At 66.6% G+C, this 20,693-nt stretch carries 27 protein-coding genes and 1 tRNA gene; 10 read left to right on the plus strand and 18 right to left on the minus strand.

Annotated elements, in window-relative coordinates:
* The first annotated feature begins 1 nt into the window (after position 1).
* From ispE to ASC76_RS25335, 7 genes are all read left to right on the plus strand, one after another.
* On the plus strand, positions 2-871 hold the full coding sequence (gene ispE, locus ASC76_RS11185) for a 4-(cytidine 5'-diphospho)-2-C-methyl-D-erythritol kinase (protein ID WP_056465477.1): 870 nt from the start codon (positions 2-4) through the stop codon (positions 869-871).
* Positions 872-911: 40 nt separating this feature from the next.
* Positions 912-988 (plus strand) — tRNA-Gln (locus tag ASC76_RS11190).
* Positions 989-1,079: 91 nt separating this feature from the next.
* A complete protein-coding gene (locus ASC76_RS11195) occupies positions 1,080-2,051 on the plus strand; it encodes a ribose-phosphate pyrophosphokinase (RefSeq protein WP_056465479.1) in 972 nt (323 codons plus the stop codon).
* A gap of 93 nt (positions 2,052-2,144) precedes the next feature.
* Entirely contained in the window at positions 2,145-2,789 is a 645-nt protein-coding gene (locus ASC76_RS11200) for a 50S ribosomal protein L25/general stress protein Ctc (protein WP_056465481.1), read from the plus strand.
* Positions 2,790-2,988: 199 nt separating this feature from the next.
* On the plus strand, positions 2,989-3,801 hold the full coding sequence (locus ASC76_RS11205) for a hypothetical protein (protein ID WP_157615568.1): 813 nt from the start codon (positions 2,989-2,991) through the stop codon (positions 3,799-3,801).
* 551 nt (positions 3,802-4,352) lie between these two features.
* Positions 4,353-4,703: a hypothetical protein gene (locus tag ASC76_RS11215; RefSeq protein ID WP_056465485.1), complete on the plus strand. Its 351-nt coding sequence runs from the start codon at positions 4,353-4,355 to the stop codon at positions 4,701-4,703.
* A gap of 17 nt (positions 4,704-4,720) precedes the next feature.
* Entirely contained in the window at positions 4,721-4,885 is a 165-nt protein-coding gene (locus tag ASC76_RS25335; protein WP_157615570.1) for a hypothetical protein, read from the plus strand.
* Positions 4,886-5,067: 182 nt separating this feature from the next.
* Here the strand turns inward: ASC76_RS25335 and ASC76_RS11220 are convergent, their stop codons facing one another.
* On the minus strand, positions 5,068-5,976 hold the full coding sequence (locus ASC76_RS11220; RefSeq protein ID WP_056465487.1) for an IS1595 family transposase: 909 nt from the start codon (positions 5,974-5,976) through the stop codon (positions 5,068-5,070).
* 95 nt (positions 5,977-6,071) lie between these two features.
* Between ASC76_RS11220 and pth the strand changes: the two genes are divergently transcribed.
* Together pth and ASC76_RS11230 are read left to right on the plus strand one after the other, a co-directional pair.
* Positions 6,072-6,701, plus strand: coding sequence for an aminoacyl-tRNA hydrolase (gene pth, locus ASC76_RS11225; protein WP_056465489.1), 630 nt, complete (start codon positions 6,072-6,074; stop codon positions 6,699-6,701).
* Positions 6,698-7,108: a hypothetical protein gene (locus ASC76_RS11230; RefSeq protein WP_056465491.1), complete on the plus strand. Its 411-nt coding sequence runs from the start codon at positions 6,698-6,700 to the stop codon at positions 7,106-7,108. The genes pth and ASC76_RS11230 overlap by 4 nt, the downstream gene beginning before the upstream one ends.
* A 6-nt stretch (positions 7,109-7,114) precedes the next feature.
* Here ASC76_RS11230 and ASC76_RS11235 read toward each other — a convergent pair whose 3' ends face one another.
* From ASC76_RS11235 to ASC76_RS11305, 15 genes are all read right to left on the minus strand, one after another.
* On the minus strand, positions 7,115-7,375 hold the full coding sequence (locus tag ASC76_RS11235) for a YfhL family 4Fe-4S dicluster ferredoxin (RefSeq protein ID WP_056465492.1): 261 nt from the start codon (positions 7,373-7,375) through the stop codon (positions 7,115-7,117).
* Between the two features lie 15 nt (positions 7,376-7,390).
* Positions 7,391-7,894 carry a pantetheine-phosphate adenylyltransferase gene (gene coaD / locus ASC76_RS11240; RefSeq protein ID WP_082549052.1) on the minus strand — a complete coding sequence of 168 codons (504 nt, stop codon included), beginning with the start codon at positions 7,892-7,894 and terminating at the stop codon, positions 7,391-7,393.
* 47 nt (positions 7,895-7,941) lie between these two features.
* Entirely contained in the window at positions 7,942-8,505 is a 564-nt protein-coding gene (rsmD, locus tag ASC76_RS11245; protein WP_056465495.1) for a 16S rRNA (guanine(966)-N(2))-methyltransferase RsmD, read from the minus strand.
* Entirely contained in the window at positions 8,502-9,263 is a 762-nt protein-coding gene (hisF, locus tag ASC76_RS11250) for an imidazole glycerol phosphate synthase subunit HisF (protein ID WP_056465497.1), read from the minus strand. Before hisF ends, rsmD begins: the two co-directional genes overlap by 4 nt.
* Before the next feature lie 36 nt (positions 9,264-9,299).
* Positions 9,300-10,043, minus strand: coding sequence for a 1-(5-phosphoribosyl)-5-[(5-phosphoribosylamino)methylideneamino]imidazole-4-carboxamide isomerase (gene hisA / locus ASC76_RS11255; RefSeq protein WP_056465499.1), 744 nt, complete (start codon positions 10,041-10,043; stop codon positions 9,300-9,302).
* Positions 10,044-10,068: 25 nt separating this feature from the next.
* Positions 10,069-10,728 (minus strand): imidazole glycerol phosphate synthase subunit HisH, encoded by a 660-nt coding sequence (gene hisH / locus ASC76_RS11260; protein ID WP_056465501.1) that lies wholly within the window; start codon positions 10,726-10,728, stop codon positions 10,069-10,071.
* 1 nt (position 10,729) lies between these two features.
* On the minus strand, positions 10,730-11,335 hold the full coding sequence (gene hisB / locus ASC76_RS11265) for an imidazoleglycerol-phosphate dehydratase HisB (protein ID WP_056465504.1): 606 nt from the start codon (positions 11,333-11,335) through the stop codon (positions 10,730-10,732).
* Positions 11,335-12,420: a histidinol-phosphate transaminase gene (gene hisC / locus ASC76_RS11270; RefSeq protein WP_056465506.1), complete on the minus strand. Its 1,086-nt coding sequence runs from the start codon at positions 12,418-12,420 to the stop codon at positions 11,335-11,337. Before hisC ends, hisB begins: the two co-directional genes overlap by 1 nt.
* A complete protein-coding gene (locus ASC76_RS11275; protein ID WP_056465508.1) occupies positions 12,417-12,866 on the minus strand; it encodes a PIN domain-containing protein in 450 nt (149 codons plus the stop codon). The genes hisC and ASC76_RS11275 overlap by 4 nt, the downstream gene beginning before the upstream one ends.
* Positions 12,847-13,083, minus strand: a complete 237-nt coding sequence (locus ASC76_RS11280; protein ID WP_056465510.1) for a hypothetical protein — start codon at positions 13,081-13,083, stop codon at positions 12,847-12,849. The genes ASC76_RS11275 and ASC76_RS11280 overlap by 20 nt, the downstream gene beginning before the upstream one ends.
* 32 nt (positions 13,084-13,115) lie before the next feature.
* Positions 13,116-14,432 carry a histidinol dehydrogenase gene (hisD, locus tag ASC76_RS11285; RefSeq protein ID WP_056465512.1) on the minus strand — a complete coding sequence of 439 codons (1,317 nt, stop codon included), beginning with the start codon at positions 14,430-14,432 and terminating at the stop codon, positions 13,116-13,118.
* On the minus strand, positions 14,429-15,073 hold the full coding sequence (gene hisG / locus ASC76_RS11290; RefSeq protein WP_056467302.1) for an ATP phosphoribosyltransferase: 645 nt from the start codon (positions 15,071-15,073) through the stop codon (positions 14,429-14,431). Before hisG ends, hisD begins: the two co-directional genes overlap by 4 nt.
* Before the next feature lie 8 nt (positions 15,074-15,081).
* A complete protein-coding gene (gene murA, locus ASC76_RS11295; RefSeq protein WP_056465514.1) occupies positions 15,082-16,341 on the minus strand; it encodes a UDP-N-acetylglucosamine 1-carboxyvinyltransferase in 1,260 nt (419 codons plus the stop codon).
* Positions 16,342-16,439: 98 nt separating this feature from the next.
* Positions 16,440-16,724, minus strand: a complete 285-nt coding sequence (locus tag ASC76_RS11300) for a BolA family protein (protein WP_056465516.1) — start codon at positions 16,722-16,724, stop codon at positions 16,440-16,442.
* A gap of 7 nt (positions 16,725-16,731) precedes the next feature.
* Positions 16,732-18,450, minus strand: coding sequence for an IlvD/Edd family dehydratase (locus ASC76_RS11305; RefSeq protein WP_056465518.1), 1,719 nt, complete (start codon positions 18,448-18,450; stop codon positions 16,732-16,734).
* A 24-nt stretch (positions 18,451-18,474) separates the two neighbouring features.
* Between ASC76_RS11305 and ASC76_RS11310 the strand changes: the two genes are divergently transcribed.
* Positions 18,475-18,888: a VOC family protein gene (locus ASC76_RS11310; protein ID WP_056465521.1), complete on the plus strand. Its 414-nt coding sequence runs from the start codon at positions 18,475-18,477 to the stop codon at positions 18,886-18,888.
* Here ASC76_RS11310 and ASC76_RS11315 read toward each other — a convergent pair whose 3' ends face one another.
* Positions 18,889-19,662, minus strand: a complete 774-nt coding sequence (locus ASC76_RS11315; protein WP_056465523.1) for an ABC transporter permease — start codon at positions 19,660-19,662, stop codon at positions 18,889-18,891.
* The gene (locus ASC76_RS11320; RefSeq protein WP_056465525.1) at positions 19,659-20,606 is read right to left on the minus strand and encodes an ABC transporter ATP-binding protein; all 948 of its coding nucleotides are present in this window, start codon (positions 20,604-20,606) and stop codon (positions 19,659-19,661) included. Before ASC76_RS11320 ends, ASC76_RS11315 begins: the two co-directional genes overlap by 4 nt.
* Positions 20,607-20,693 lie beyond the last annotated feature (87 nt).

Consider the following 20,693-nt stretch of genomic DNA (forward strand, 5'->3'; position numbering starts at 1 on the left):
CGTGACCGCGTTCCACGACATCGCCGCGCCGGCGAAACTGAACCTGTTCCTGCACGTCGTCGGGCGCCGTGCCGACGGCTACCACTTGCTGCAGTCGCTGTTCGTGCTGATCGACTGGGGCGACACGCTGCACGTCGAGCGCCGCAGCGACGGCCGGCTGGCACGCCACGACCTGGGCGCTGCGCTGCCGGAGGACGACCTGTGCCTGCGCGCCGCGCGGCTGCTGCAGGCCGAGAGCGGTACCGAATTCGGCGCGGACATCTCGATCACGAAGTCGGTGCCGTGGGGCGCGGGCATGGGCGGCGGCAGCTCCGACGCCGCCTCGACGCTGCTCGCGTTGAACCGCCTGTGGCAGCTGGATTGGCCCCGCAAGCGACTGCTCGGGCTGGCCCTGAAGCTCGGCGCCGACGTGCCCTTCTTTGTCGGTGGGCACAACGCGCTGGCCGAAGGCATCGGCGAGCGCCTGACGCCCGTCGCCGTCCCCGCGCAGTGGCTGGCCGTCGTCAAGCCGCCTGCGGCGATCGAAACCCGTGCCATTTTTGCCAGCCCGCTGCTGGTTCGTCGCCCCGAAGCTGCTATACTTGAAAGCTTCGCTGGAAACGCCCCGCAGGGCTACCTGGAACCCGGTTACGGGGCCAACGACCTGCAGGCAGCAGCGGAGGCAGAATGCGCGCAGGTGGTTCAGGCGGCGTCGATATTGCAGCAGCAGTTCGGCAACAGCCGCATGACGGGTTCGGGCAGTGCGGTGTTCGCGAGAGCGGGCACGGGCGCCCAACCCTCGGCAGAGATGCCGGCGCTGGCGGCGGGGTGGACCGGCAGGATGTGCCGCAGCCTCGATGAACACCCGCTCGTCGGGTGGGCCGCGGACTGAAGCAGTTGCGGTGGGCAGGAGCGATTCTGTCGACCTGTGTAGGGGAGTCGCCAAGTTGGTTAAGGCATCGGATTTTGATTCCGACATGCGAAGGTTCGAATCCTTCTTCCCCTGCCAAACGTTTTGAGCCCGGCAGCACCGGGCGGTTCTGATCCCGGCACGGCCGGGTGGCTTGGTCCCGGCACCCCGGGCGTTCGTGAATCCCGGGATGACTAACGTGCTGTTCAACACCTTGCTGTTCACCGGGAATGCGAATCCTGCGCTGGCGCAGGAGATCGCGACCCACCTCGGCGTCGAACTCGGCAAGGCCCGCGTGGGCCGCTTCTCCGACGGCGAAGTCGACTGCGAGATCCAGCAGAACGTCCGCGCCCGCGACATCTTCGTCGTCCAGCCGACCTGCGCGCCGACCAACGAGAACCTGATGGAGTTGTGCATCATGGTCGATGCACTGCGCCGCGCCTCGGCGCGCCGCGTCACCGCCGTGATCCCGTACTACGGCTATGCCCGCCAGGACCGCCGGCCGCGCTCTACCCGCGTGCCGATCAGCGCCAAGGTCGTCGCCAACATGCTCGAGGCCGTTGGCGTCGAGCGTCTGCTGACGATGGACCTGCACGCCGACCAGATCCAGGGCTTCTTCAACATCCCGGTCGACAACATCTACGCGTCGCCGGTGCTGCTGTCCGACCTGCAAAGCAAGCGGTACGACGACCTGGTGGTCGTCTCGCCCGACGTGGGTGGCGTGGTCCGCGCCCGTGCGCTGGCCAAGCAACTGAACTGCGACCTGGCGATCATCGACAAGCGCCGCCCGAAGGCCAACGTCTCGGAAGTGATGCACGTGATCGGCGAGATCGACGGCCGCACCTGCGTGATCATGGACGACATGACCGACACCGCCGGCACGTTGGTCAAGGCGGCCGAGGTGCTGAAGGAACGTGGCGCGAAGCGCGTGTTCGCGTACTGCACCCACGCCGTGTTCTCGGGCCCGGCGGTCGAGCGCATCAAGAATTCGCAGCTCGACGAGGTCGTGATCACCAACACGATCCCGCAGAACGACGACGTCAAGAGCTGCTCGAAGGTGCGCCAGCTGTCGGTGGCCTTCCTGTTCGCCGAGACGATTCGCCGCATTTCCGATGGCGAGTCGGTCACGTCGCTGTTCGCCGAACAGAACTCGAACTTCTAGCAGAACAAGGGGGTTCGCCCCCGCGTCGCGTGGCCGGTTGGCCGCGCGTTTTACGAAGGACCTGGTCGCGGGCCTTCACATTTGGAGCTATCAATGAAATTCACCGCTTACGAGCGCACGTTGCAGGGGACCGGAGCGAGCCGCCGCCTGCGCAATGCGCAAAAGGTTCCGGGGATCGTCTATGGCGCGGGCACCCCGGCCATGATCGAGCTCGATCACAACGCCCTCTTCTTCGCACTGAAGAAGGAAGCGTTCCACTCGTCGCTGCTCGAGATGGACCTCGGCGGCAAGACCGAGCAGGTCCTGCTGCGCGACTACCAGATGCACCCGTTCCGCCCGATCGTGCTGCACGTCGACTTCCAGCGCGTCGATGCGACGACCAAGATCGTCAAGAAGGTGCCGCTGCACTTCATCAACGAAGAAAACTCGCCGGCCGTCAAGATCGACAGCAACGTCGTCAACCACGTCGCGACCGAACTGCGCATCTCGTGCCTGGCTTCGCAGCTGCCCGAGTTCCTGACGATCGACCTGGCCGAGCTGACCAAGGGCCAGACCCTGCACGTCAACGACATCAAGCTGCCCGCCGGCATCAAGGTGATGACGCAGGGCAAGCCGAACCCGGTGATCGTCTCGGCGGTGGCGCAAGCCGCTGAAGAAGAGATCGTCGCGCCGGTCGTGACCGCCGCGCCGGCCGAGAAGAGCAAGGCCAAGAAGACCGAAAAGCAAAACAAGAAGTAAGAGCGAGCGCACCCGTCAGGGTGATACGCGGCCCCACCTCGGTGGGGCTTTTTTTCGGAAGTATGTACTAAACGAACCCAGAAATCGGCCGCATAACAAACCGATTCGTTATGCGAAGATGATCTAGCGCCGGTTTACTTCTACTATGACTGATTGCGAGTAAACTTCGCAACTAGTCATCCGCTTAGGAGTAAACGTCATGGCAGTTGAGCCTCTTCCGAATCAGTCACCTTCCGTGCCGTCCGCCCGGTCTGAGGTGCGCTTCCCCGGATACGACTTGGCGACTTCTATCGAGGTGCCGCGAGCGATCCATGTGAAGGGCGGCGGCGCTGCCGCTGCCGACAACCTCGCCGCGTATCTGGGCTACAAGGGCACCAACAACGGGGCCTACCTGACCAAGGTGGGCGCGGCCCGCACCTTCGGCCTGATCGCCAAGAATGGGAATCTGTTCGCGCCTACCCCGCTGGCGCATCGCATCTTGTCGCCAGTGTATCCGCACGAAGCAAAAACGGCGCTTATCGAGGCGTTCTTCAACGTCGAGTTGTTCAAGCGCATCTACGAAGATTTCAGGGGGCGCGAGTTGCCTCCCGAGTTCGGGATGAAGAACGCGCTGCGCAACCAGTACGGCATCGTCCCGGCCCGGGTGGACTTGGCCTATCGGTCGCTTTTGGAAAGCGCTGACACCGCTGGCTTCTTCGCCACCAAGTTGGGCGCGCGAACCCATCTGATCCTGCCGATGATCCACGCTACACCGGCACCTCCATCGGCCTCCAACGACGAGCCGGCGATGCCGATGATCGGCGGCGGCGGCGGCGGTGGTGGTGGCGATGACGGCGGGATGCCCCCGGCTGCAAGCCCGGTGTTCAAGCCTGCTGCCGCCAATGTTGCGCTGTCCGACGTGAAGGCCAAGTACGTCGCCACGCTCATCAAGCTCTTTGAGGCAAAGAGCGAGAAAGGCGAACTGGATGAGAAGCTGATGGAGCGGATCGAGCGCTTGTTGGAGGGCAACTGATGCCGCCCCGCAAGGAGAACGCTGTGAGGAGATAGGTCGGCCCCGGCGATCTGTTCGCCGTAACCGGGGCGGAATAGGAACGGCCCCTAGCTCGACGTGTCCCTGAGAAAGATCACGAGCTAGAGGCCGGTTGGCGAACACTTACTTATGCATCCGTGGCGGAACTGGTACACGCGGCAGTCTTTAAAACTGAAGCCCTGAGAAGCGTGCGGGTTCGAGCCCCGCCGGATGCACTTGTAATGATATCAACGAGTTAAGCGACCCACCAGCCCGCCCCGCGCGGGTTTTGGCGTTTTAGACCAACGGCGGGATGCCGTTCGTCCGCCTAGAGCAACCTTCCGCCGGCTTGGGGGGTTGGCATGGGCTTTGCCGCAGCGCAACATTCCCGACATGGAAATCGGTCAAGATGGTTGTACCGGTGCCGAATAGGCGTAGGACGGAGCCGATTGACACGCTGTTGAACGACCTGTACGTTCGGAGTGTCGGCAAGAATTAAGAATTGAGCGTTTACAAGGTTGTAGAATCGCGGGTTTGCCAATACGGGGCTTGCGATGACCGAAGTAGTGATCAGCGACGGGGAAAAGACTCGGATTGAAGCTGTTTGGGCGATCGTTTTCAGCAGCAGCAACCAGGTTCTGCGGGATGCGAAGCTGTACGGTTTTGAGGCCCTGGGTGATCTTCCGTCGCCGAACATTCACGACATGGTCAAGTTGTTGAAAGTGATCGGAGCGATGATCGACGCGCTGTATGCGTTCGATCAACCCTACGAGCAACAGCGTCAACTCTTGAACGCGAAGAGTCAGATCACAAATATGGAACGTCTGGGTTCGGCGTTGTTGGCAGGAGAACGGGGCGACTACGAAGAAGCCCTCGCGGCGCTCGAAAAGCAATGCGTTATTTAATGAGCAAAGGAAGCACGATGAAAGATCTGAACTTCAACATCTACGGCTTTGCTCAGCCTCAAAGTGAGGCTGAGTATTCCGCCTTGCTGGAAGAACTGTTTCGCTCTTGCGAGGACTTGAGCGCGATGGTCAACGAGATGTCACGTCAACTGGCTGCGAACAAGTCGCGCGCTACCGCTTGACTCAGCGCTACGCGCTAGAGAAGCCCGCCTAGGCGGGCTTTTTTCTGCCCGCTGTTTTTTTCGGAGGCGGGGGAGTCGAGAGCATCCGCCTGACCAGTTCGTCAAACCCTATCCCGTCGCCGCTTTGCCCGTCGCTCGGCGGCTTGGGCTTTGATGGCTTTCCAGACTTTGTTGCGCTCAATCTAGGCTCGGTACGTGAGGCGCTTGCCTTCGATGTTCATCAGCACTTTGGCAGTGCGTTGAACGTCATTGACGCCAAGCGCTTGGCGGTTGTTCCAACGGAAATCGAACTCGGTCGCGTAGCGTTGCAGATGCTGCTCGCTGACGCTGTGGAAGGTGCCGTACAGGCCACGCTTGAGGATAGCGAAGCTCGACTCTACGGTGTTTGAAGTCACGTCGCCACGGGTGTACTCGCCCTTGCCGTGGCTCACGACACCATGTTCTGCGAACTCGCGGCCGACCTTGGTGTAGATCGCAGCCTCGTCCGTCATCAAGCGAGCCTTCTTGTCGATCTGGGCGCGCAGGATCGGGGCGACAGTCTTGGCGGTCACGTCGGCAACGTGATACGAACGCTTCTCGCCGTTGCGCTCGACAAGCGAAACGATCTTCATCTTGTGGTCGCCACCGCGCGCGCCCTTGGCTTGCTTGCCGGTGTTGCCCCAGAAAGTCTCATCGACTTCAACCGGCGAACCGCTGCCACCAAGCTGGCCCGAAGGAGCGACGTTCATCGCTTCCCGGATGCGGTGCGACATGAACCATGCGGTCTTGTAGCTGACGCCAAGCATGCGCTCCAGTTGCTTGGAGCTAATGCCCTTCTTGCTGGCGCTCATCAGGTGGCAGGCTTGAAGCCAGATATGCAGCTTGATCTTGCTCGACTCAAACACGGTGCCCACGGTCACGCTGAACTGCTCACGGCATTCAGAGCACTTGTAGAGGCCCGGGCGATGGGCCGCGCCTACCAGCTTGTAGAACTTGTCGATCACGCCGCAGTGCGGGCAGACAACGCCGTTCGCCCAACGCACCGATTCGAGGAAGTCGCGCGCGGCGTCCGGGTCTTGAAAGTGCGGCTGGTTGAGAATCGCTTCGGCCATGTCATTGCTCCGTCGTTGAAGCGATCATAAGCCTTTGGGTTTGTTTTGTCTATACTTCCGCTTTTTTTCGCCTGCCCCACTCGATAATCCGCACCATGATTCGACTCCTCGTTGGCCTGGGCAACCCGGGCCCTGAATACGAAGACACCCGCCACAACGCGGGCTTCTGGTTCATCGATGCGGTCGCGCGCGAGCTGAAGGCGAACCTGGTTCCGGAGCGCAGCTACTTCGGCCTCGCGGCGCGCGTGAACCGACCCGACGGGCCGCTCTGGCTGCTTGAGCCGATGACCTTCATGAACCTGTCCGGCAAGTCGGTTGGCGCCCTGGCGCGCTTCTTCAAGATCGCGCCGGCCGAGATCCTGGTCGCGCACGACGAGCTCGATCTGCTGCCTGGCCAGATGAAGATGAAGTTCGGCGGCAGCCACGCCGGACACAACGGGCTGAAGGACATCCAGGCGCAGCTGGGCAGTGCCGATTTCTGGCGGCTGCGGCTGGGCATCGGTCATCCGGGCGTGAAGGCCGAGGTCGTGAACTACGTGCTGCGCAAGCCGATGGCCGAGCACCGCGAAGCGATCGACAAGTCGATCGAGCAGGCGCTGACCGCGCTCGACTTGCTGCTTGCCGGCGACATGGACCGCGCGCTGATGAAGGTGCATGCCAAGCCGCCGCGGCCCAAGCCGCCGCGCCCTCCCGCGTCGGAACCACCGAAGGAGAAAGACGAATGAAGCCGCTCGCCATTGCCCTGCTCGTCGCGTTCGCCGTCACCCCCGCGCTCTCGCAAACGGTCTACCGCTGCGGCAACGCGTACTCCCAGGTGGCCTGCGCACAAGGACGTGCGGTGGACATCGACGACTCGCGCACCGCGTCCCAGCATGCAGAAGCACGACGTGTGGCGGCCGATGAAAGGCGCCTCGCCGACGACATGCGACGCGATCGGTTGGCGCAAGCGCGTGACGTGCGCCCCGCCGGAGCGGCGAACCTCGGCGGCGCACCATCTGTCCGTCAGGTCGCGCTGGTCAGGCCGACCGTCCAGCACAAGAAGAAGGGCAAGCGCCTGGCGACAGCGCCGTTTCAACCCGTCGAGGTGCTCGTCATCGAGCCCGCGCCGCGCGCGCACCGCAGCGGCGCCTGAGGCAGGTCAGCCCGCCGTGGCCGCGGCCTGCAGCCGGCGGTACTTCTGCCACAGCGTCTCTTTGGATTCCACGTGTTCCGGGTTCACCGGGATGCAATCGACCGGGCAGACCTGCACGCACTGGGGCTCGTCGAAATGGCCGACGCACTCCGTGCACTTGGCCGGATCGATCTGGTAGAAGTCCACGCCCATCGAGATCGCCTGGTTCGGGCACTCGGGTTCGCAGACATCACAGTTGATGCATTCGTCGGTGATCAGCAGGGCCATGGTGGAACGTCTCGCTCAGTCCTCGGTCGCCTTGACGCGTTGATGCAGGCGACTCAGCACCGAGGGTGACACGAACTTGGAGACATCACCGCCCAAGGTGGCAATCTCGCGCACGAAGGTGCCCGACACGAACTGGTAGCGGTCGCCGGGCGTGAGGAACACAGTCTCGACCTCGGGCATCAGCTGGCGGTTCATCCCGGCCATCTGGAATTCGTATTCGAAGTCGCTGACGGCGCGCAGCCCGCGCACCACGACCTTGCCTTCGTTGCCGACGACGAAATCGCGCAGCAGGCCGCGGAAGGCCATCACCTCGACGTTCGGGTACTTGGCAGCCAGTTCGGTCGCGATGTCGAGCCGTTCGGCGATCGTGAACATCGTGCGCTTGTGGTGCCCCGCGGCGACCGCGACGATCAGACGCTCGAACAACCGGCTGGCGCGGCGCATCAGGTCTTCGTGACCGAGCGTCATCGGATCGAAGGTGCCCGGGTAGACGGCAGTCAGTTTCGTCACGGAGGTCAAGGGGCGCTCCCGTCGGTTGGTTCCGGCCGCAGTGTAGCCGGGCCGATTCAGGCCGAGTCGGCTCGCTGCAACAGGTGGAAATGCACGGCGCCGGCACGGCCCTGGCGGTGCAATCTCAGTCCGGGCGGCGGGGCGATCGCCTGCCCCGCCTCGACATAGACGAAGCCATCGGGCACCACCAGACGCTGCGCCAACGCCAGCGACGGCTCGACCAACGGCAGGTCGAACGGCGGATCGATGAACACGAGCTCGAACGAATCCGGCGGGCAGCGCGCCATCCACGCGAGCGCATCGACGTTCTCGATGCGCAGCGCGTCGGCCTTCAGGCGCAGCTTGGAAGCGGTCAGCGCGGCGGCCAGCCGGCGGTCGCGTTCGAGCAGCACGACATTCGACGCACCGCGCGAAGCGGCCTCGAAGCCGAGCGCACCGGAACCGGCGAACGCGTCGAGACAGCGCCAGCCGGCCAGGTCGTGGCCGAGCCAGTTGAACAGGGTTTCGCGCACGCGGTCCGGCGTGGGGCGCAGCCCCGGCGTGTCGGCCACGGGCAGCTTGCTGCGCTTCCACTGGCCGCCGATCAGGCGCACTTCACTGCGCCGTGCGGCTGCCGTCATGTCCGAACCGGAATGCCGTCGCGTGCCATCAGCGCCTTGGCCTGACCGACGCTGAACTCGCCGTAGTGGAAGATGCTCGCCGCCAGCACCGCGTCGGCGCCGCCGATGCGGATGCCCTCGGACAGGTGCTCGAGCGCGCCCACGCCGCCCGAGGCGATCACCGGCACGCTGACCGCGTCGCTGACGGCGCGGGTCAGCGCCAGGTCGAAGCCGATCTTGGTGCCGTCGCGGTCCATGCTGGTCAGCAGGATCTCGCCCGCGCCCTGTGCGGTCATCCGTTTCGCCCACTCGACCGCATCGAGCCCGGTGTTCTTGCGGCCGCCGTGCGAGTAGACGTCCCAGCCGCTGCGATCGGCACGTGCCTTGGCGTCGATCGCGACGACGATGCATTGCGCGCCGTACTTGGCCGAGGCGTCGTGGATGACCTGCGGGTCGGCGATCGCCGCGGAGTTGAAGCTGACCTTGTCGGCGCCCGCGTTCAACAGCCGCCGCACGTCGGCCACGGTGCGCACACCGCCGCCCACCGTCAGCGGGATGAACACCTGCGACGCGACCGCCTCGATGATGTGCAGGATCAGGTCGCGCCCGTCGCTGGTGGCGGTGATGTCGAGGAAGGTCAGCTCGTCCGCGCCCTGGTCGTTGTAGCGCGCGGCGATCTCGACCGGGTCGCCGGCATCGCGCAGCTCGACGAAGTTGACGCCCTTGACGACACGGCCGCCGGTCACGTCCAGGCAGGGGATGATGCGCTTGGCAAGCATGTCAGGGCTTGCCTCGTGGGCCTTCGAGCATCGCGCTCAGGCGCCGTTGAGCTCGTCGGCGCGGGTCTGCGCAGCAGCGAAATCGAGATCGCCGCTGTAGATCGCACGGCCGCAGATCACGCCTTCGACGCCCTGGTCCTCCACCGCGCACAGTTGCTCGATATCGGCGATGTTGCTGAGGCCGCCCGAGGCGATCACGGGAATGGTCAGCGCCTGCGCGAGCTTGACGGTCGCGTCGATGTTGATGCCGCTGAGCATGCCGTCGCGGCCGATGTCGGTATAGATCACGCCCTCGACGCCGTAGTCCTGGAACTTCTTCGCCAGGTCGACGACCTCGTGGCCGGTCAGCTTGCTCCAGCCGTCGGTCGCGACCTTGCCGTCCTTCGCGTCGAGGCCGACGATGATGTGGCCGCCGAACGCGGAACACGCGTCACGCAGGAAGCCCGGGTTTTTCACCGCGGCGGTGCCGATGATGATGAAGCTCAACCCGTCGTCCAGGTAGCGCTCGATCGTGTCGAGGTCGCGGATGCCGCCACCCAGCTGCACCGGGATCTCGTCGCCGACCTCGGCGAGGATCGCCTTGATCGCGCCCTCGTTGACCGGTTTGCCGGCGAAGGCACCGTTCAGGTCGACGAGGTGCAGGCGGCGCGCGCCGGCGTCGACCCAGCGCCGCGCCATGCGTGCCGGGTCCTCGCTGAAGGTGGTGGAGTCGTTCATGTCGCCCTGCTTGAGGCGGACACAGTGACCGTCTTTCAGGTCAATCGCGGGAATCAACAGCATGGCCGGGGCGAGGCAAAAAACGCGCTCAGGGAGTCCAGTGGAGGAAGTTGCGGTAGAGCGCCAAGCCGTGGTCGGCGCTCTTTTCGGGGTGGAACTGGGTCGCGAAAATGTTATCTCGCGCCAGCGCACAGGTAAAGCGCGTTCCGTAGTCGGTTTCCCCCGCGCTGTGGCGCGGGTCGGACGGGCGCGCGTAGAAGCTGTGGACGAAATAGAAGTACGCGCCGTCGGGCACGCCCTCCCAGATCGAGTGCGGCCGCACCTGCAGAACGCGGTTCCAGCCCATCTGCGGAACCTTGTAGCGGCTGCCGTCGGGCTGAAGCTGACCTTCGAGCTGAAAGCGGTGCACGCCACCGGGGATCAGGTCCAGGCCCCGGGTTCCGACCCCAGCAGGCCCTTCGTCGCTGGTGGTCAGCAGCATCTGCATGCCGACGCACACGCCCATCAGCGGCTTGTTGGCGGCCGCGTGCAGCACGGCCTCCTGCAGGCCGGAGTGGCGCAGTTCGCTCATGCAGTCGGGCATCGCGCCCTGTCCGGGCAGCACGATGCGCTCGGCGGCGAAGACCTCGTCGGGGTTCGACGTGACGATCACCTCGAAGTCGGTGTCGCGCGCCACGTGCATGACCGCCTGCGACACCGAGCGCAGGTTGCCCATGCCGTAGTCGACCACGGCGACGGTGCGCTTCATGTCAGAGCGACCCCTTGGTCGACGGGATCACGCCAGCCGCGCGCGGATCGATCTCCAGCGCCATGCGCAGCGCGCGCGCAAAGGCCTTGAAGATCGTCTCGCACTGGTGGTGCGCGTTGTCGCCGTGCAGGTTGTCGATGTGCAGCGTCACGCCGGCGTGGTTCGAGAAGCCCTGGAAGAACTCGTAGACCAGCTGGGTGTCGAGCGCGCCGATCATGCCGCTCTTGAAGTCGACCCGCATGTGCAGGCCCGGCCGGCCGGAGAAGTCGATCACGACGCGCGACAGCGCCTCGTCGAGCGGCACGTACGCGTGGCCGTAGCGCCGCAGGCCCTTCTTGTCGCCGACCGCCTTGGCCATGGCCTGGCCGAGCGTGATGCCGACGTCCTCGACCGTGTGGTGGCCGTCGATGTGCAGGTCGCCCTTGGCCTCGATGTCCAGATCGATCAGGCCGTGGCGGGCGATCTGGTCCAGCATGTGGTCGAAGAAGCCGATGCCGGTCGAGAACCTGGCGGCACCGGTGCCGTCCAGGTTCAGCGCGACGCGGATCTGCGTCTCGTTGGTGTTGCGGACGACTTCCGCCAGGCGGGGAGCGGTCGGTTCGGTCATCACAGGCTCGCTTTCAGCGCGTCGATCATCAGTATGTTTTCCTCGGGCGTGCCCACCGTCAGGCGCAGGCAGTTTTTCAACAACGGGTGCAGCCCTTCGATGTTCTTGACCAGCACGCCGCGGGCCTTCATGCCCTCGAACGCGCGCTTCGAATCGGGCACGCGCACCAGGATCATGTTCGCCTCGCTCGGGAACGGTTGCGCGCCCGGCAGCTCGGCCAGCACGCGCAGCAGCTCGGCGCGCTCGGTGCGCAGCACCTCGGCCTGCGCGGCGAACTCGGCGGCATGCTCGAGCGCGAACAGCGTCGCCTCGGCGTTGAGCGCGCTGATGTTGTAGGGCGGGCGGACCTTGTCGATCTCGTCGATCAGCGCCGCCGCGCCGACCATGTAGCCCAGGCGCACCCCGGCCAGGCCGAACTTGCTGAGTGTGCGCATCACCAGCACATGCTCGTGCTGCGCCACCTTGTCCATCCAGGTGCGCGACGAGAACGGCTGGTAGGCCTCGTCCATCACGACCAGGCCGTCCTGCCGGCCGACGGCGGCGACGATGCGCTCGACGGCACCGGTGTCGAACAGGTTCGCGGTCGGGTTGTTCGGGTACGCCAGGTAGGTGATCGCCGGGCGGTGCGTCTCGATCGCCGCCAGCATCGCGGCCTCGTCGAGTTCGAAGCTCGCGGTGGTCGGCACGCCGATGAACCCCAGGCCCTGCAACTTGGCCGACATGCCGTACATCACGAAGCCCGGCAGCGGCGCGAGGATCTTCGCCCCGGGCAGATCACACGCCATCGCGAGCAGCGAGATCAGTTCGTCGGACCCGTTGCCCAGCATCAGCTTGCAGCCGGCGGGCAACTTGACGTACGCCGTGAGCGCGGCGATCACGTCGGCCACGCACCCCACCGGGTAGCGGTTGATCGCGACCCGGCCCAGCCGCTCGCCCAGTTGGCGCTGCAGCGGCTCAGGCAGGCGAAACGGGTTCTCCATCGCGTCGAGTTTGACCAGGCCGGTGCTGTCCTGGATCGCATAGGCGTGCATCGACTGGATGTCCCGGCGGATGACGCGGTCGATCCGGTGCTGAAGGGAACTCATGCGGCAGGGGCGTCGAGCACGTCGGGCCCGACAAGAAATGGGTTGAGGATCTGCACGCTGTCGATCGTCTGTTCGTGTTGCAGGTCTTCGGTCAGCAGATAGCGGCAACCTTGGGCCTTGGCGGAGGCGACGATCAGCGAATCCCAATAGCTGAAGCCGAAGCGGCTCTCGACCGCCCAGGCCGTCTCGACCGTGGCGTGGTCCGGCACCCACGGCTGCCAGCGCTGGTAGCGCCGCACCTCCGCCCGCGCGTCGCCCGCCGCCATCGCAGGTCTGAGCTTTTTCGTCACGTTGACGTAGAACTCGTTCAACACCTGCGCGCTCAGGCGCCCGCAGCGCCTCGTCCACAGGACCTGCAGCCACTCGATGGCGCTTACCTGCTTGGCAGGATCGGCACCGTCCTCGCTGTAGATCAGGACGTTGGTGTCAACGAAGACCGCGGTCATGGATCTCGTCTCGCAGGGGATAGGGGCGGCCGTCGGACTTCCAGGTGCGGTCACGGCTGAGCCATTCGTTCATCGCACGCTCGTAGGCATCGTCGTGCCGCATCTTCTCGGCCAGCATCTCGCCGACCAGGCGCGAGACGCTGGTGTTGCGGCGCGCGGCCTCGATGCGAGCCCAGTCGGCCACGCTGTCTTCCATCGTCACGGTCACGTTCTTCATCGACACTATTTTCGTGCTACACGAACTTCGTGTCAACGCTTCAGGCGCATTTCGGCGGCGCGCGCGTGGGCTTGCAGCCCCTCGCCGTACGCCAGCTCGGCGGCGATCGGGCCGAGCTGCTGCGCACCGGCCTCGCTCACTTCGATCAGGCTGCTGCGCTTCTGGAAGTCGTACACGCCCAGCGGCGACGAGAAGCGCGCGGTGCCGGACGTCGGCAGCACGTGGTTCGGGCCGGCGCAGTAGTCGCCCAGGCTCTCGCTGGTGAAGGCGCCAAGGAAGATCGCGCCGGCGTGGCGCAGCAGCGGCTCCCAGCGGTGCGGGTCGCGCGAGCTGACCTCGAGGTGCTCCGGCGCGATGCGGTTGCTGATGTCGCAGGCCTCCTCCATGCTGCGCGTCCTGATCAGCGCGCCGCGGCCTTCGAGCGACGCGCGGATCACGTCCCGCCGCGGCATCGCGTCGAGCAGCCGGTCGATCGCCGCCTTCACCTGCGCGATGTAGGCGGCATCCGGACACAGCAGGATGCTCTGCGCCAGTTCGTCGTGCTCGGCCTGGCTGAACAGGTCCATCGCGATCCAGTCGGGCGGTGTCGTGCCGTCGGCCAGCACCAGGATCTCGCTTGGACCGGCGATCATGTCGATGCCGACCACGCCGAACACGCGCCGCTTCGCACTCGCGACATACGCGTTGCCGGGGCCGGTGATCTTGTGCACCGCCGGAACGGTCGCGGTGCCGTAGGCCAGCGCGCCGACCGCCTGCGCGCCGCCGATCGTGAAGGCGCGGTCGACGCCGGCGATCGCCGCGGCGGCCAGCACCATCGCGTTGCGCTCACCATTAGGCGTCGGCACGGTCATCACGATCTCGCCGACGCCGGCCACCTTGGCGGGCAGCGCGTTCATCAGCACGCTCGACGGGTAGGTCGCCTTGCCGCCCGGCACGTAGATGCCGACGCGGTCGAGCGGCGTGACCTTCTGGCCGAGCAGCGTGCCGTCGTCGTCGCGGTAGCTCCACGAGCGGCCCGAGGCTTCGAGCTGGCGCTCGTGGTAGCTGCGCACCCGCTGCGCGGCGGCCTCGAGTGCATCGCGCTGCGCGGTGGGGATCGCGTTCAGCGCGGCGAGCAGTTCGGCACGCGGGATCTCGAGCGCGGCCACGCTGGTGGCCGACACGCCGTCGAAGCGCGCGGTGTATTCGAGCACCGCCGCGTCGCCGCGAGCACGCACGTCGGCGAGGATGGCCGCGACGCGCTGCTCGATCGCGTCGTCGGTCTCGGCCGACCAGTGCAGCACGCGCTGGAACGCGGGCTCGAAGTCGGCCGCCGTCGTGTCGAGCAGGCGGATGTTCACGGCGCTCATGGCAACGGCCCCACCGCGCGCTCGAACGCATCGATGATCGCGCGGACGGACGCGCGCTTGAGCTTCAGCGCGGCCTGGTTGACGATCAACCGGGACGAGATGTTCATGATGTGCTCGACCTCCACCAGGTGGTTCGCGCGCAGCGTGCTGCCGGTCGACACCAGGTCGACGATCGCGTCGGCCAGGCCGGTCAGCGGCGCCAGCTCCATCGAGCCGTACAGCTTGATCAGGTCGACGTGCACACCCTTGTTGGCGAAGTGATCGCGTGCGATCTGGGTGTACTTGGTCGCGACCCGGATGCGCGAGCCCTGCTTCACCGCGGCCGCGTAATCGAAGTCGGCCCGGACCGCCACGCTCATCCGGCACTTGGCGATGTTCAGGTCGAGCGGCTGGTACAGGCCCGCGCCGCCGTGCTCGAGCAATGTGTCCTTGCCGACCACGCCCAGGTCGGCACCGCCGTGCTGCACGTAGGTCGGCACGTCGGAGGCGCGCACCAGCACGAGCCGCACGTCGGGCCGGCTGGTGCCGACGATCAGCTTGCGGGTCTTCTCGGGGTCCTCGGCCACCTCGATGCCGGCGGCCTTCAGCAGCGGGACGATCTCGTCGAAGATGCGGCCCTTGGGCAATGCGAAGGTGATCATGTCGCCGCTCATGATGTGCGCTCGATGTCCGCGCCGATCGCGCGCAGTTTCGCTTCCATCTGGTCGTAGCCTCGATCCAGGTGGTAGATGCGGTCGACGATGGTCTCGCCCTCGGCCACGAGGCCCGCGATCACGAGGCTCGCGGACGCGCGCAGGTCGGTCGCCATCACGGTGGCGCCGGACAGTTGCGACACGCCCTGCACCACCGCGGTGTGGCCGTCGACCTCGATCTTCGCGCCCAGCCGCACCAGCTCGTTGACGTGCATGAAGCGGTTCTCGAAGATCGTTTCGGTGACGACCGACGTGCCCTCGGCGATGCAGTTGAGCGCCATGAACTGCGCCTGCATGTCGGTCGGGAACGCGGGGTACTCGCTGGTGCGGAAGCTGACCGGCTTGAGCCGCCCTGCGCTGCGCACGCGGATCCAGTCGTTGCCGACTTCGATCTGCGCCCCTGCCTCGCGCAGCTTCTCGATCGCGGTTTCCAGGTGGCCGGCATGCGCACGCTCGAGCCGCACGTCGCCGCCCGCGGCCGCCACGGCGCACAGGAAGGTGCCGGTCTCGATCCGGTCGGGGATCACCGTGTGCGTGGCGCCGTGCAGGCGCTCGACGCCCTCGATGCGGATCCGGCTGGTGCCATGGCCTTCGATCTTCGCGCCCATCGCGATCAGCAGTTCGGCCAGGTCGGGGATCTCGGGCTCCTGCGCCGCGTTCTCGAGGATGGTTTCGCCGTCGGCGAGCGTGGCGGCCATCAGCAGGTTCTCGGTGCCGGTCACGGTGACCATGTCGGTCGTGATGCGTGCGCCCTTCAGGCGCGCGGCCTTCGCGACGATGTAGCCGTGCTCGACGGTGATCTCCGCGCCCATCGCCTGCAGACCCTTGATGTGCTGGTCGACCGGCCGCGAGCCGATCGCGCAGCCGCCGGGCAGCGAGACGCGCGCTTCGCCGAAGCGCGCGAGCAGCGGGCCGAGCACGAGGATCGACGCGCGCATCGTCTTCACGAGTTCGTACGAAGCCTCGCGCGAGGTGAGCTGTGCGGCGTTCAGCGTCACGACCTCGGCGTGTGCCGGATCGCGGTCGATCGCGACGCCCAGGCTGCCGAGCAACTTCAGCGCAGTGCGCACGTCGTGCAGGCGCGGCAGGTTGCGCAGCGTCACGGGCTCGGCGCTGAGCAGCGCGGCGCAGAGTTCGGGCAGCGCCGCGTTCTTCGCACCGGAGATCGTGACGCGGCCTTCGAGCCGGCGGCCACCGCGAATCAGGAGTTTGTCCATAGGGTTTCGGCAGCCCCAGGGTTCACGCGGCCTTCGGCGCAGGTGGATCGGGGCTGGCCGTCACCACGCCGACAGCCGCAGGAACCCTGCGGCCGGGTTCAGTGGTGGTGTGCGGATGCCGCGCCGGGCTCGGCGGCGGTGGTGGAACGGGCCCATTCGGCCGGCGTGAGCGTCTTCATCGACAGCGCGTGGATTTGCTCGCGCATTCTATCGCCCAGGGCCTGGTAGACGCGGCGCTGGCGGGCCACGCGGGTCGTGCCTTCGAACTCGGCCGACACGATGGTCGCGAAGAAGTGGCGTCCGTCGCCCTCGACGTCGATGTGGTCGCAGGCCAGCCCTTGGGCGATGAATCGCTGGACGTCGTCGGGGGTGGGGTCGGCCATGGTGGCGCTATTTTAGGGGCAGCGGCCCGGGGACCAGGAAATCGAAGTCGCAGCCCTGGTCCGCCTGCAGCACGCTGCGGTGGAACAGCGCCGCGTAGCCGCGGTCGGGCACCGGCGCCGCGCCCGGGCTGATCGCGGGCAGCGTGGCCCGGCGGCGCGCCAGTTCCGCGTCGTCGACCAGCAGCTCGAGGGTCCGCCCGGCCACGTCGAGCCGGATCGAGTCGCCATTGCGCACCAGCGCCAGCGGCCCGCCGATCGCCGCCTCGGGCGTCATGTGCAGCACGATCGTGCCGAACGCGGTGCCGCTCATGCGCGCATCGGACAGGCGAACCATGTCCTTCACGCCCTGCACCGCGAGCTTGCGCGGGATCGGCAGGTAGCCGGCCTCGGGCATGCCGGGCGCGCCGATCGGGCCGGCGTTGCGCAGCACGAGCACGTCGTCGGCGGTCACATCGAGCTCCGGCGAGTCGATGCGCAGCGTCATGTCCTCGACCGAGTCGAACACGACCGCACGGCCGGTGTGGCTCATCAGGCGCGGCGACGCGGCCGACTGCTTGATGATCGCGCCGCGCGGCGCCAGGTTGCCGCGCAGCACCGCCATGCTGCCGTGCGCGTTGATCGGCGCCGACCGCGGCCGGATGACCTGCTGGCCCGGGTCGAGTTCGGCGCCGTTCATGCAGTCGCGCAGGGTGCCGCCCATCACGGTCGGCGCGTCGAGATCGAGCAGGTCCTGCAACTCGTGCAGCAGGCGCGGCACACCGCCGGCCCAGTGGAAGTGCTCCATGTAGTGCGCGCCGCTGGGCTTCAGGTCGACCAGCACCGGCACCGCGCGGCCGAGCCGGTCGACCTCGGCCAGGTCGATCGGGATGCGCAGGCGGCCGGCCGCGGCCGTCAGGTGGATCAGCCCGTTGGTCGAGCCGCCGATCGCCTGCATGATGATCAGCGCGTTGCGGAACGCGGCCGGCGTCATCACCTCGCTGGGCAACGGGTGGCCGCTGATCGCCATCGCGACCGCCTGCCTGCCGCTGGCCTCGGCGCTGCGCAGGCGGTCGGCGTGCGTCGCCGGGATCGTGGCGGAGCGTGGCAGCGCCAGCCCCATGACCTCGACGATGCACGCCATCGTGCTGGCCGTGCCCATCACCATGCAGGTGCCGGCCGTCGGCGCCAGGCGCTCGTTGATCGCCTCGATCTCGGCCGCGTCGATCCGGCCGCCGCGGTGCTCGCCCCAGAGCCGCCGGCAGTCGGTGCAGGCGCCGAGCACTTCCCCCTTGTGATGACCGACCAACATCGGCCCGACCGGCACGAACACGGCCGGCACGTCGGCCGAAGCCGCGGCCATCATCTGCGCCGGGATGGTCTTGTCGCAGCCGCCGATCAACACGACCGCATCCATCGGCTGCGCGCGCAGCATCTCCTCGGTGTCCATCGCCATCAGGTTGCGCAGGAACATGCTGGTCGGGTAGGCGAACGACTCGTGGATCGAGATCGTCGGGAACTCCATCGGCAGCCCGCCTGCGAGCATCACGCCGCGCTTGATGGCCTCGACCAGCTTGGGCACGTTGCCGTGGCAGGCGTTGTAGTCGCTGTAGGTGTTGGCGATGCCGACGATCGGCCGCGCGAGGGCGTCGTCCGACAGGCCCATCGCCTTGATGAACGCCTTGCGGAGAAAGAGCGAGAACTCGGCGTCGCCGTACGACGTGAGCCCCTTGCGCATGCCATGGGTCATGGACCGATTATCGATAATCGGCGCATGAACAGCATCTTCCACCTGGCCTTCAACGTGCGCGACCTCGACGCTGCGCGCCGCTTCTACGGCGAGACGCTCGGCTGCGCGGAGGGCCGCAGCGCGCCGACCTGGGTCGACTACGACTTCTTCGGTCACCAGATCTCGCTGCACCTCGGCGAGCCGTTCGCGACTGCGCGCACCGGCCGGGTCGGCGAGCACCTGGTGCCGATGCCGCACTTCGGTGTGATCCTGGAACTGGCCGACTGGCAGGCGCTGGCCGCGCGGCTGCAGGCCGCCGGCGTCGCGTTCATCGTCCCGCCGAGCCTGCGCTTCGAGGGTCAGCCCGGCGAGCAGTGGACGATGTTCTTCGAGGACCCGTTCGGCAACCCGCTCGAGGTCAAGGGATTCCGGTCGCTGGAGGCGATCTACGACAAGTGATCAGTGGCGGATCTTGTAGCCGATCCGCAGCAGGTGCAGGCACAGCGCGCAGACGACGGCGAGGCTGCCGCCGACGACCGCGAGGCTGGTCCACGGCGACGCGTCGCTGACGCCGAAAAAGCCGTGCCGGAACCCGTCGATCATGTAGAAGAACGGGTTCAGGTGGCTCACCGCCTTCCAGAACGGCGGCAGCGAGCCGACCGAATAGAACACGCCCGAGAGGAACGTCATCGGCATGATGATGAAGTTCTGGAACGCGGCGATCTGGTCGAATTTCTCCGCCCACAACCCGGCGATCAGCCCGAGTGCGCCCATCATCGCCGCACCCGCGATGCCGAAGACGACGATCCACAGCGGGTTGGCCAGGTGCAGCGGCGCGAACCAGACGGTCGCGGCCATCACGCCCGCGCCGACCACCAGCCCGCGCACCACCGACGCGCCCACATACGCCAGGAACCAGGCCCAGTGCGACAGCGGCGCGACCAGCAGGAACACCAGGTTGCCGGTGATCTTGCTCTGGATCAGCGACGAGCTGCTGTTGGCGAACGCGTTCTGCAGCACGCTCATCATCACCAGCCCCGGAATCAGGAAGCTCGTGTAGCCGACGCTGCCGAACACCTTCACGTGGTCCTCGAGCACGTGGCCGAAGATCAGCAGGTACAGGATCGCGGTCAGAACCGGCGCGGCGACCGTCTGGAAGCTCACCTTCCAGAAGCGCAGCACTTCCTTGTAGAGGAGCGTGCTCGTTCCAGACAGCAGCGTCGACGTCGTCATACCGCCACCCTCACCTGAGCCACGGTGCGCGGCGGCCCGTTCATGATTTCGAGGAACACGTCCTCCAGGTCGGCGCGGCCGATCTCCAGGTCCTCGGGCTGGCAACCCGCGTTGCGCAGCACGCCGAGGATGGTCTCGACCTCGTGCGCATCGTGCGCGGTGATCTGCACGATGCGGCCGGTGACGCGCGATTGCGCGGCCAGCGCCGCGGGCAACGGCGCGTCCATCTTGAAGCGCAGCATCGTGCTGGCGGTGCCGGCCAGCAGCGCGGACGTGCGGTCGAGCGCGACGACGCGACCCTGCTTCAGCATCGCCAGCCTGCCGCACAGCGCTTCGGCCTCTTCGAGGTAGTGGGTCGTCAGCAGCACGGTGTGCCCTTCGCGGTTCAGGCGCGCGACGAACTGCCAGAGCGTCTGGCGCAGTTCGACGTCGACACCGGCGGTCGGCTCGTCTAGGACGATCACCGGCGGGCGGTGCACCAGCGCCTGTGCGACGAGCACGCGGCGCTTCATGCCGCCCGAGAGCTGGCGCATGTTGGCGTTGGCCTTGTCGGCCAGCCCCAGGTTCGCCAAGAGTTCGTCGATCCAGGCGTCGTTGGCCTTCTTGTCGACACGGGCGCCGAAGTAGCCGCTCTGGATGCGCAGCGCCTCGCGCACGTTGAAGAACGGGTCGAACACCAGTTCCTGCGGCACGATGCCCAGGCTGCGACGGGCCGCGGCGTAGTCGCTCACCACGTCATGGCCGAGGACCTTGACGTGCCCGGCACTGGCGCGCGCCAGGCCGGCGAGGATGCTGATCAGCGTGGTCTTGCCGGCGCCGTTGGGGCCGAGCAGCCCGAAGAATTCGCCGGGCTGGATGTCGAAGCTCACGTCGTCGAGCGCGTGGACGGCGCCGCTCTTGCCGATATAGGTCTTCGAGACGTTCTGGAATGAGATGGCTGGCATGCAGCGGAGGATTGTAGGCAGCGCCCAGACTTATGGCCGATGCCGATTCGCCGCACCGTGGGTTGATGCTAGATTGCCCGCCGAGAC

The sequence above is a fragment of the Rhizobacter sp. Root404 genome (genome assembly GCF_001425865.1).
GTDB lineage: Bacteria > Pseudomonadota > Gammaproteobacteria > Burkholderiales > Burkholderiaceae_C > LMDS01.

Coding starts and splice junctions, on each gene's coding strand:
- ASC76_RS11195 (WP_056465479.1), top strand. CDS start 1,080: ATGACTAACGTGCTGTTCAACACCTTGCTGTTCACCGGGAATGCGAAT.
- ASC76_RS11200 (WP_056465481.1), top strand. CDS start 2,145: ATGAAATTCACCGCTTACGAGCGCACGTTGCAGGGGACCGGAGCGAGC.
- ASC76_RS11205 (WP_157615568.1), top strand. CDS start 2,989: ATGGCAGTTGAGCCTCTTCCGAATCAGTCACCTTCCGTGCCGTCCGCC.
- ASC76_RS11215 (WP_056465485.1), top strand. CDS start 4,353: ATGACCGAAGTAGTGATCAGCGACGGGGAAAAGACTCGGATTGAAGCT.
- ASC76_RS25335 (WP_157615570.1), top strand. CDS start 4,721: ATGAAAGATCTGAACTTCAACATCTACGGCTTTGCTCAGCCTCAAAGT.
- ASC76_RS11220 (WP_056465487.1), bottom strand. CDS start 5,976: ATGGCCGAAGCGATTCTCAACCAGCCGCACTTTCAAGACCCGGACGCC.
- pth (WP_056465489.1), top strand. CDS start 6,072: ATGATTCGACTCCTCGTTGGCCTGGGCAACCCGGGCCCTGAATACGAA.
- ASC76_RS11230 (WP_056465491.1), top strand. CDS start 6,698: ATGAAGCCGCTCGCCATTGCCCTGCTCGTCGCGTTCGCCGTCACCCCC.
- ASC76_RS11235 (WP_056465492.1), bottom strand. CDS start 7,375: ATGGCCCTGCTGATCACCGACGAATGCATCAACTGTGATGTCTGCGAA.
- rsmD (WP_056465495.1), bottom strand. CDS start 8,505: ATGACGGCAGCCGCACGGCGCAGTGAAGTGCGCCTGATCGGCGGCCAG.
- hisF (WP_056465497.1), bottom strand. CDS start 9,263: ATGCTTGCCAAGCGCATCATCCCCTGCCTGGACGTGACCGGCGGCCGT.
- hisA (WP_056465499.1), bottom strand. CDS start 10,043: ATGCTGTTGATTCCCGCGATTGACCTGAAAGACGGTCACTGTGTCCGC.
- hisH (WP_056465501.1), bottom strand. CDS start 10,728: ATGAAGCGCACCGTCGCCGTGGTCGACTACGGCATGGGCAACCTGCGC.
- hisB (WP_056465504.1), bottom strand. CDS start 11,335: ATGACCGAACCGACCGCTCCCCGCCTGGCGGAAGTCGTCCGCAACACC.
- hisC (WP_056465506.1), bottom strand. CDS start 12,420: ATGAGTTCCCTTCAGCACCGGATCGACCGCGTCATCCGCCGGGACATC.
- ASC76_RS11275 (WP_056465508.1), bottom strand. CDS start 12,866: ATGACCGCGGTCTTCGTTGACACCAACGTCCTGATCTACAGCGAGGAC.
- ASC76_RS11280 (WP_056465510.1), bottom strand. CDS start 13,083: ATGAAGAACGTGACCGTGACGATGGAAGACAGCGTGGCCGACTGGGCT.
- hisD (WP_056465512.1), bottom strand. CDS start 14,432: ATGAGCGCCGTGAACATCCGCCTGCTCGACACGACGGCGGCCGACTTC.
- hisG (WP_056467302.1), bottom strand. CDS start 15,073: ATGATCACCTTCGCATTGCCCAAGGGCCGCATCTTCGACGAGATCGTC.
- murA (WP_056465514.1), bottom strand. CDS start 16,341: ATGGACAAACTCCTGATTCGCGGTGGCCGCCGGCTCGAAGGCCGCGTC.
- ASC76_RS11300 (WP_056465516.1), bottom strand. CDS start 16,724: ATGGCCGACCCCACCCCCGACGACGTCCAGCGATTCATCGCCCAAGGG.
- ASC76_RS11305 (WP_056465518.1), bottom strand. CDS start 18,450: ATGACCCATGGCATGCGCAAGGGGCTCACGTCGTACGGCGACGCCGAG.
- ASC76_RS11310 (WP_056465521.1), top strand. CDS start 18,475: ATGAACAGCATCTTCCACCTGGCCTTCAACGTGCGCGACCTCGACGCT.
- ASC76_RS11315 (WP_056465523.1), bottom strand. CDS start 19,662: ATGACGACGTCGACGCTGCTGTCTGGAACGAGCACGCTCCTCTACAAG.
- ASC76_RS11320 (WP_056465525.1), bottom strand. CDS start 20,606: ATGCCAGCCATCTCATTCCAGAACGTCTCGAAGACCTATATCGGCAAG.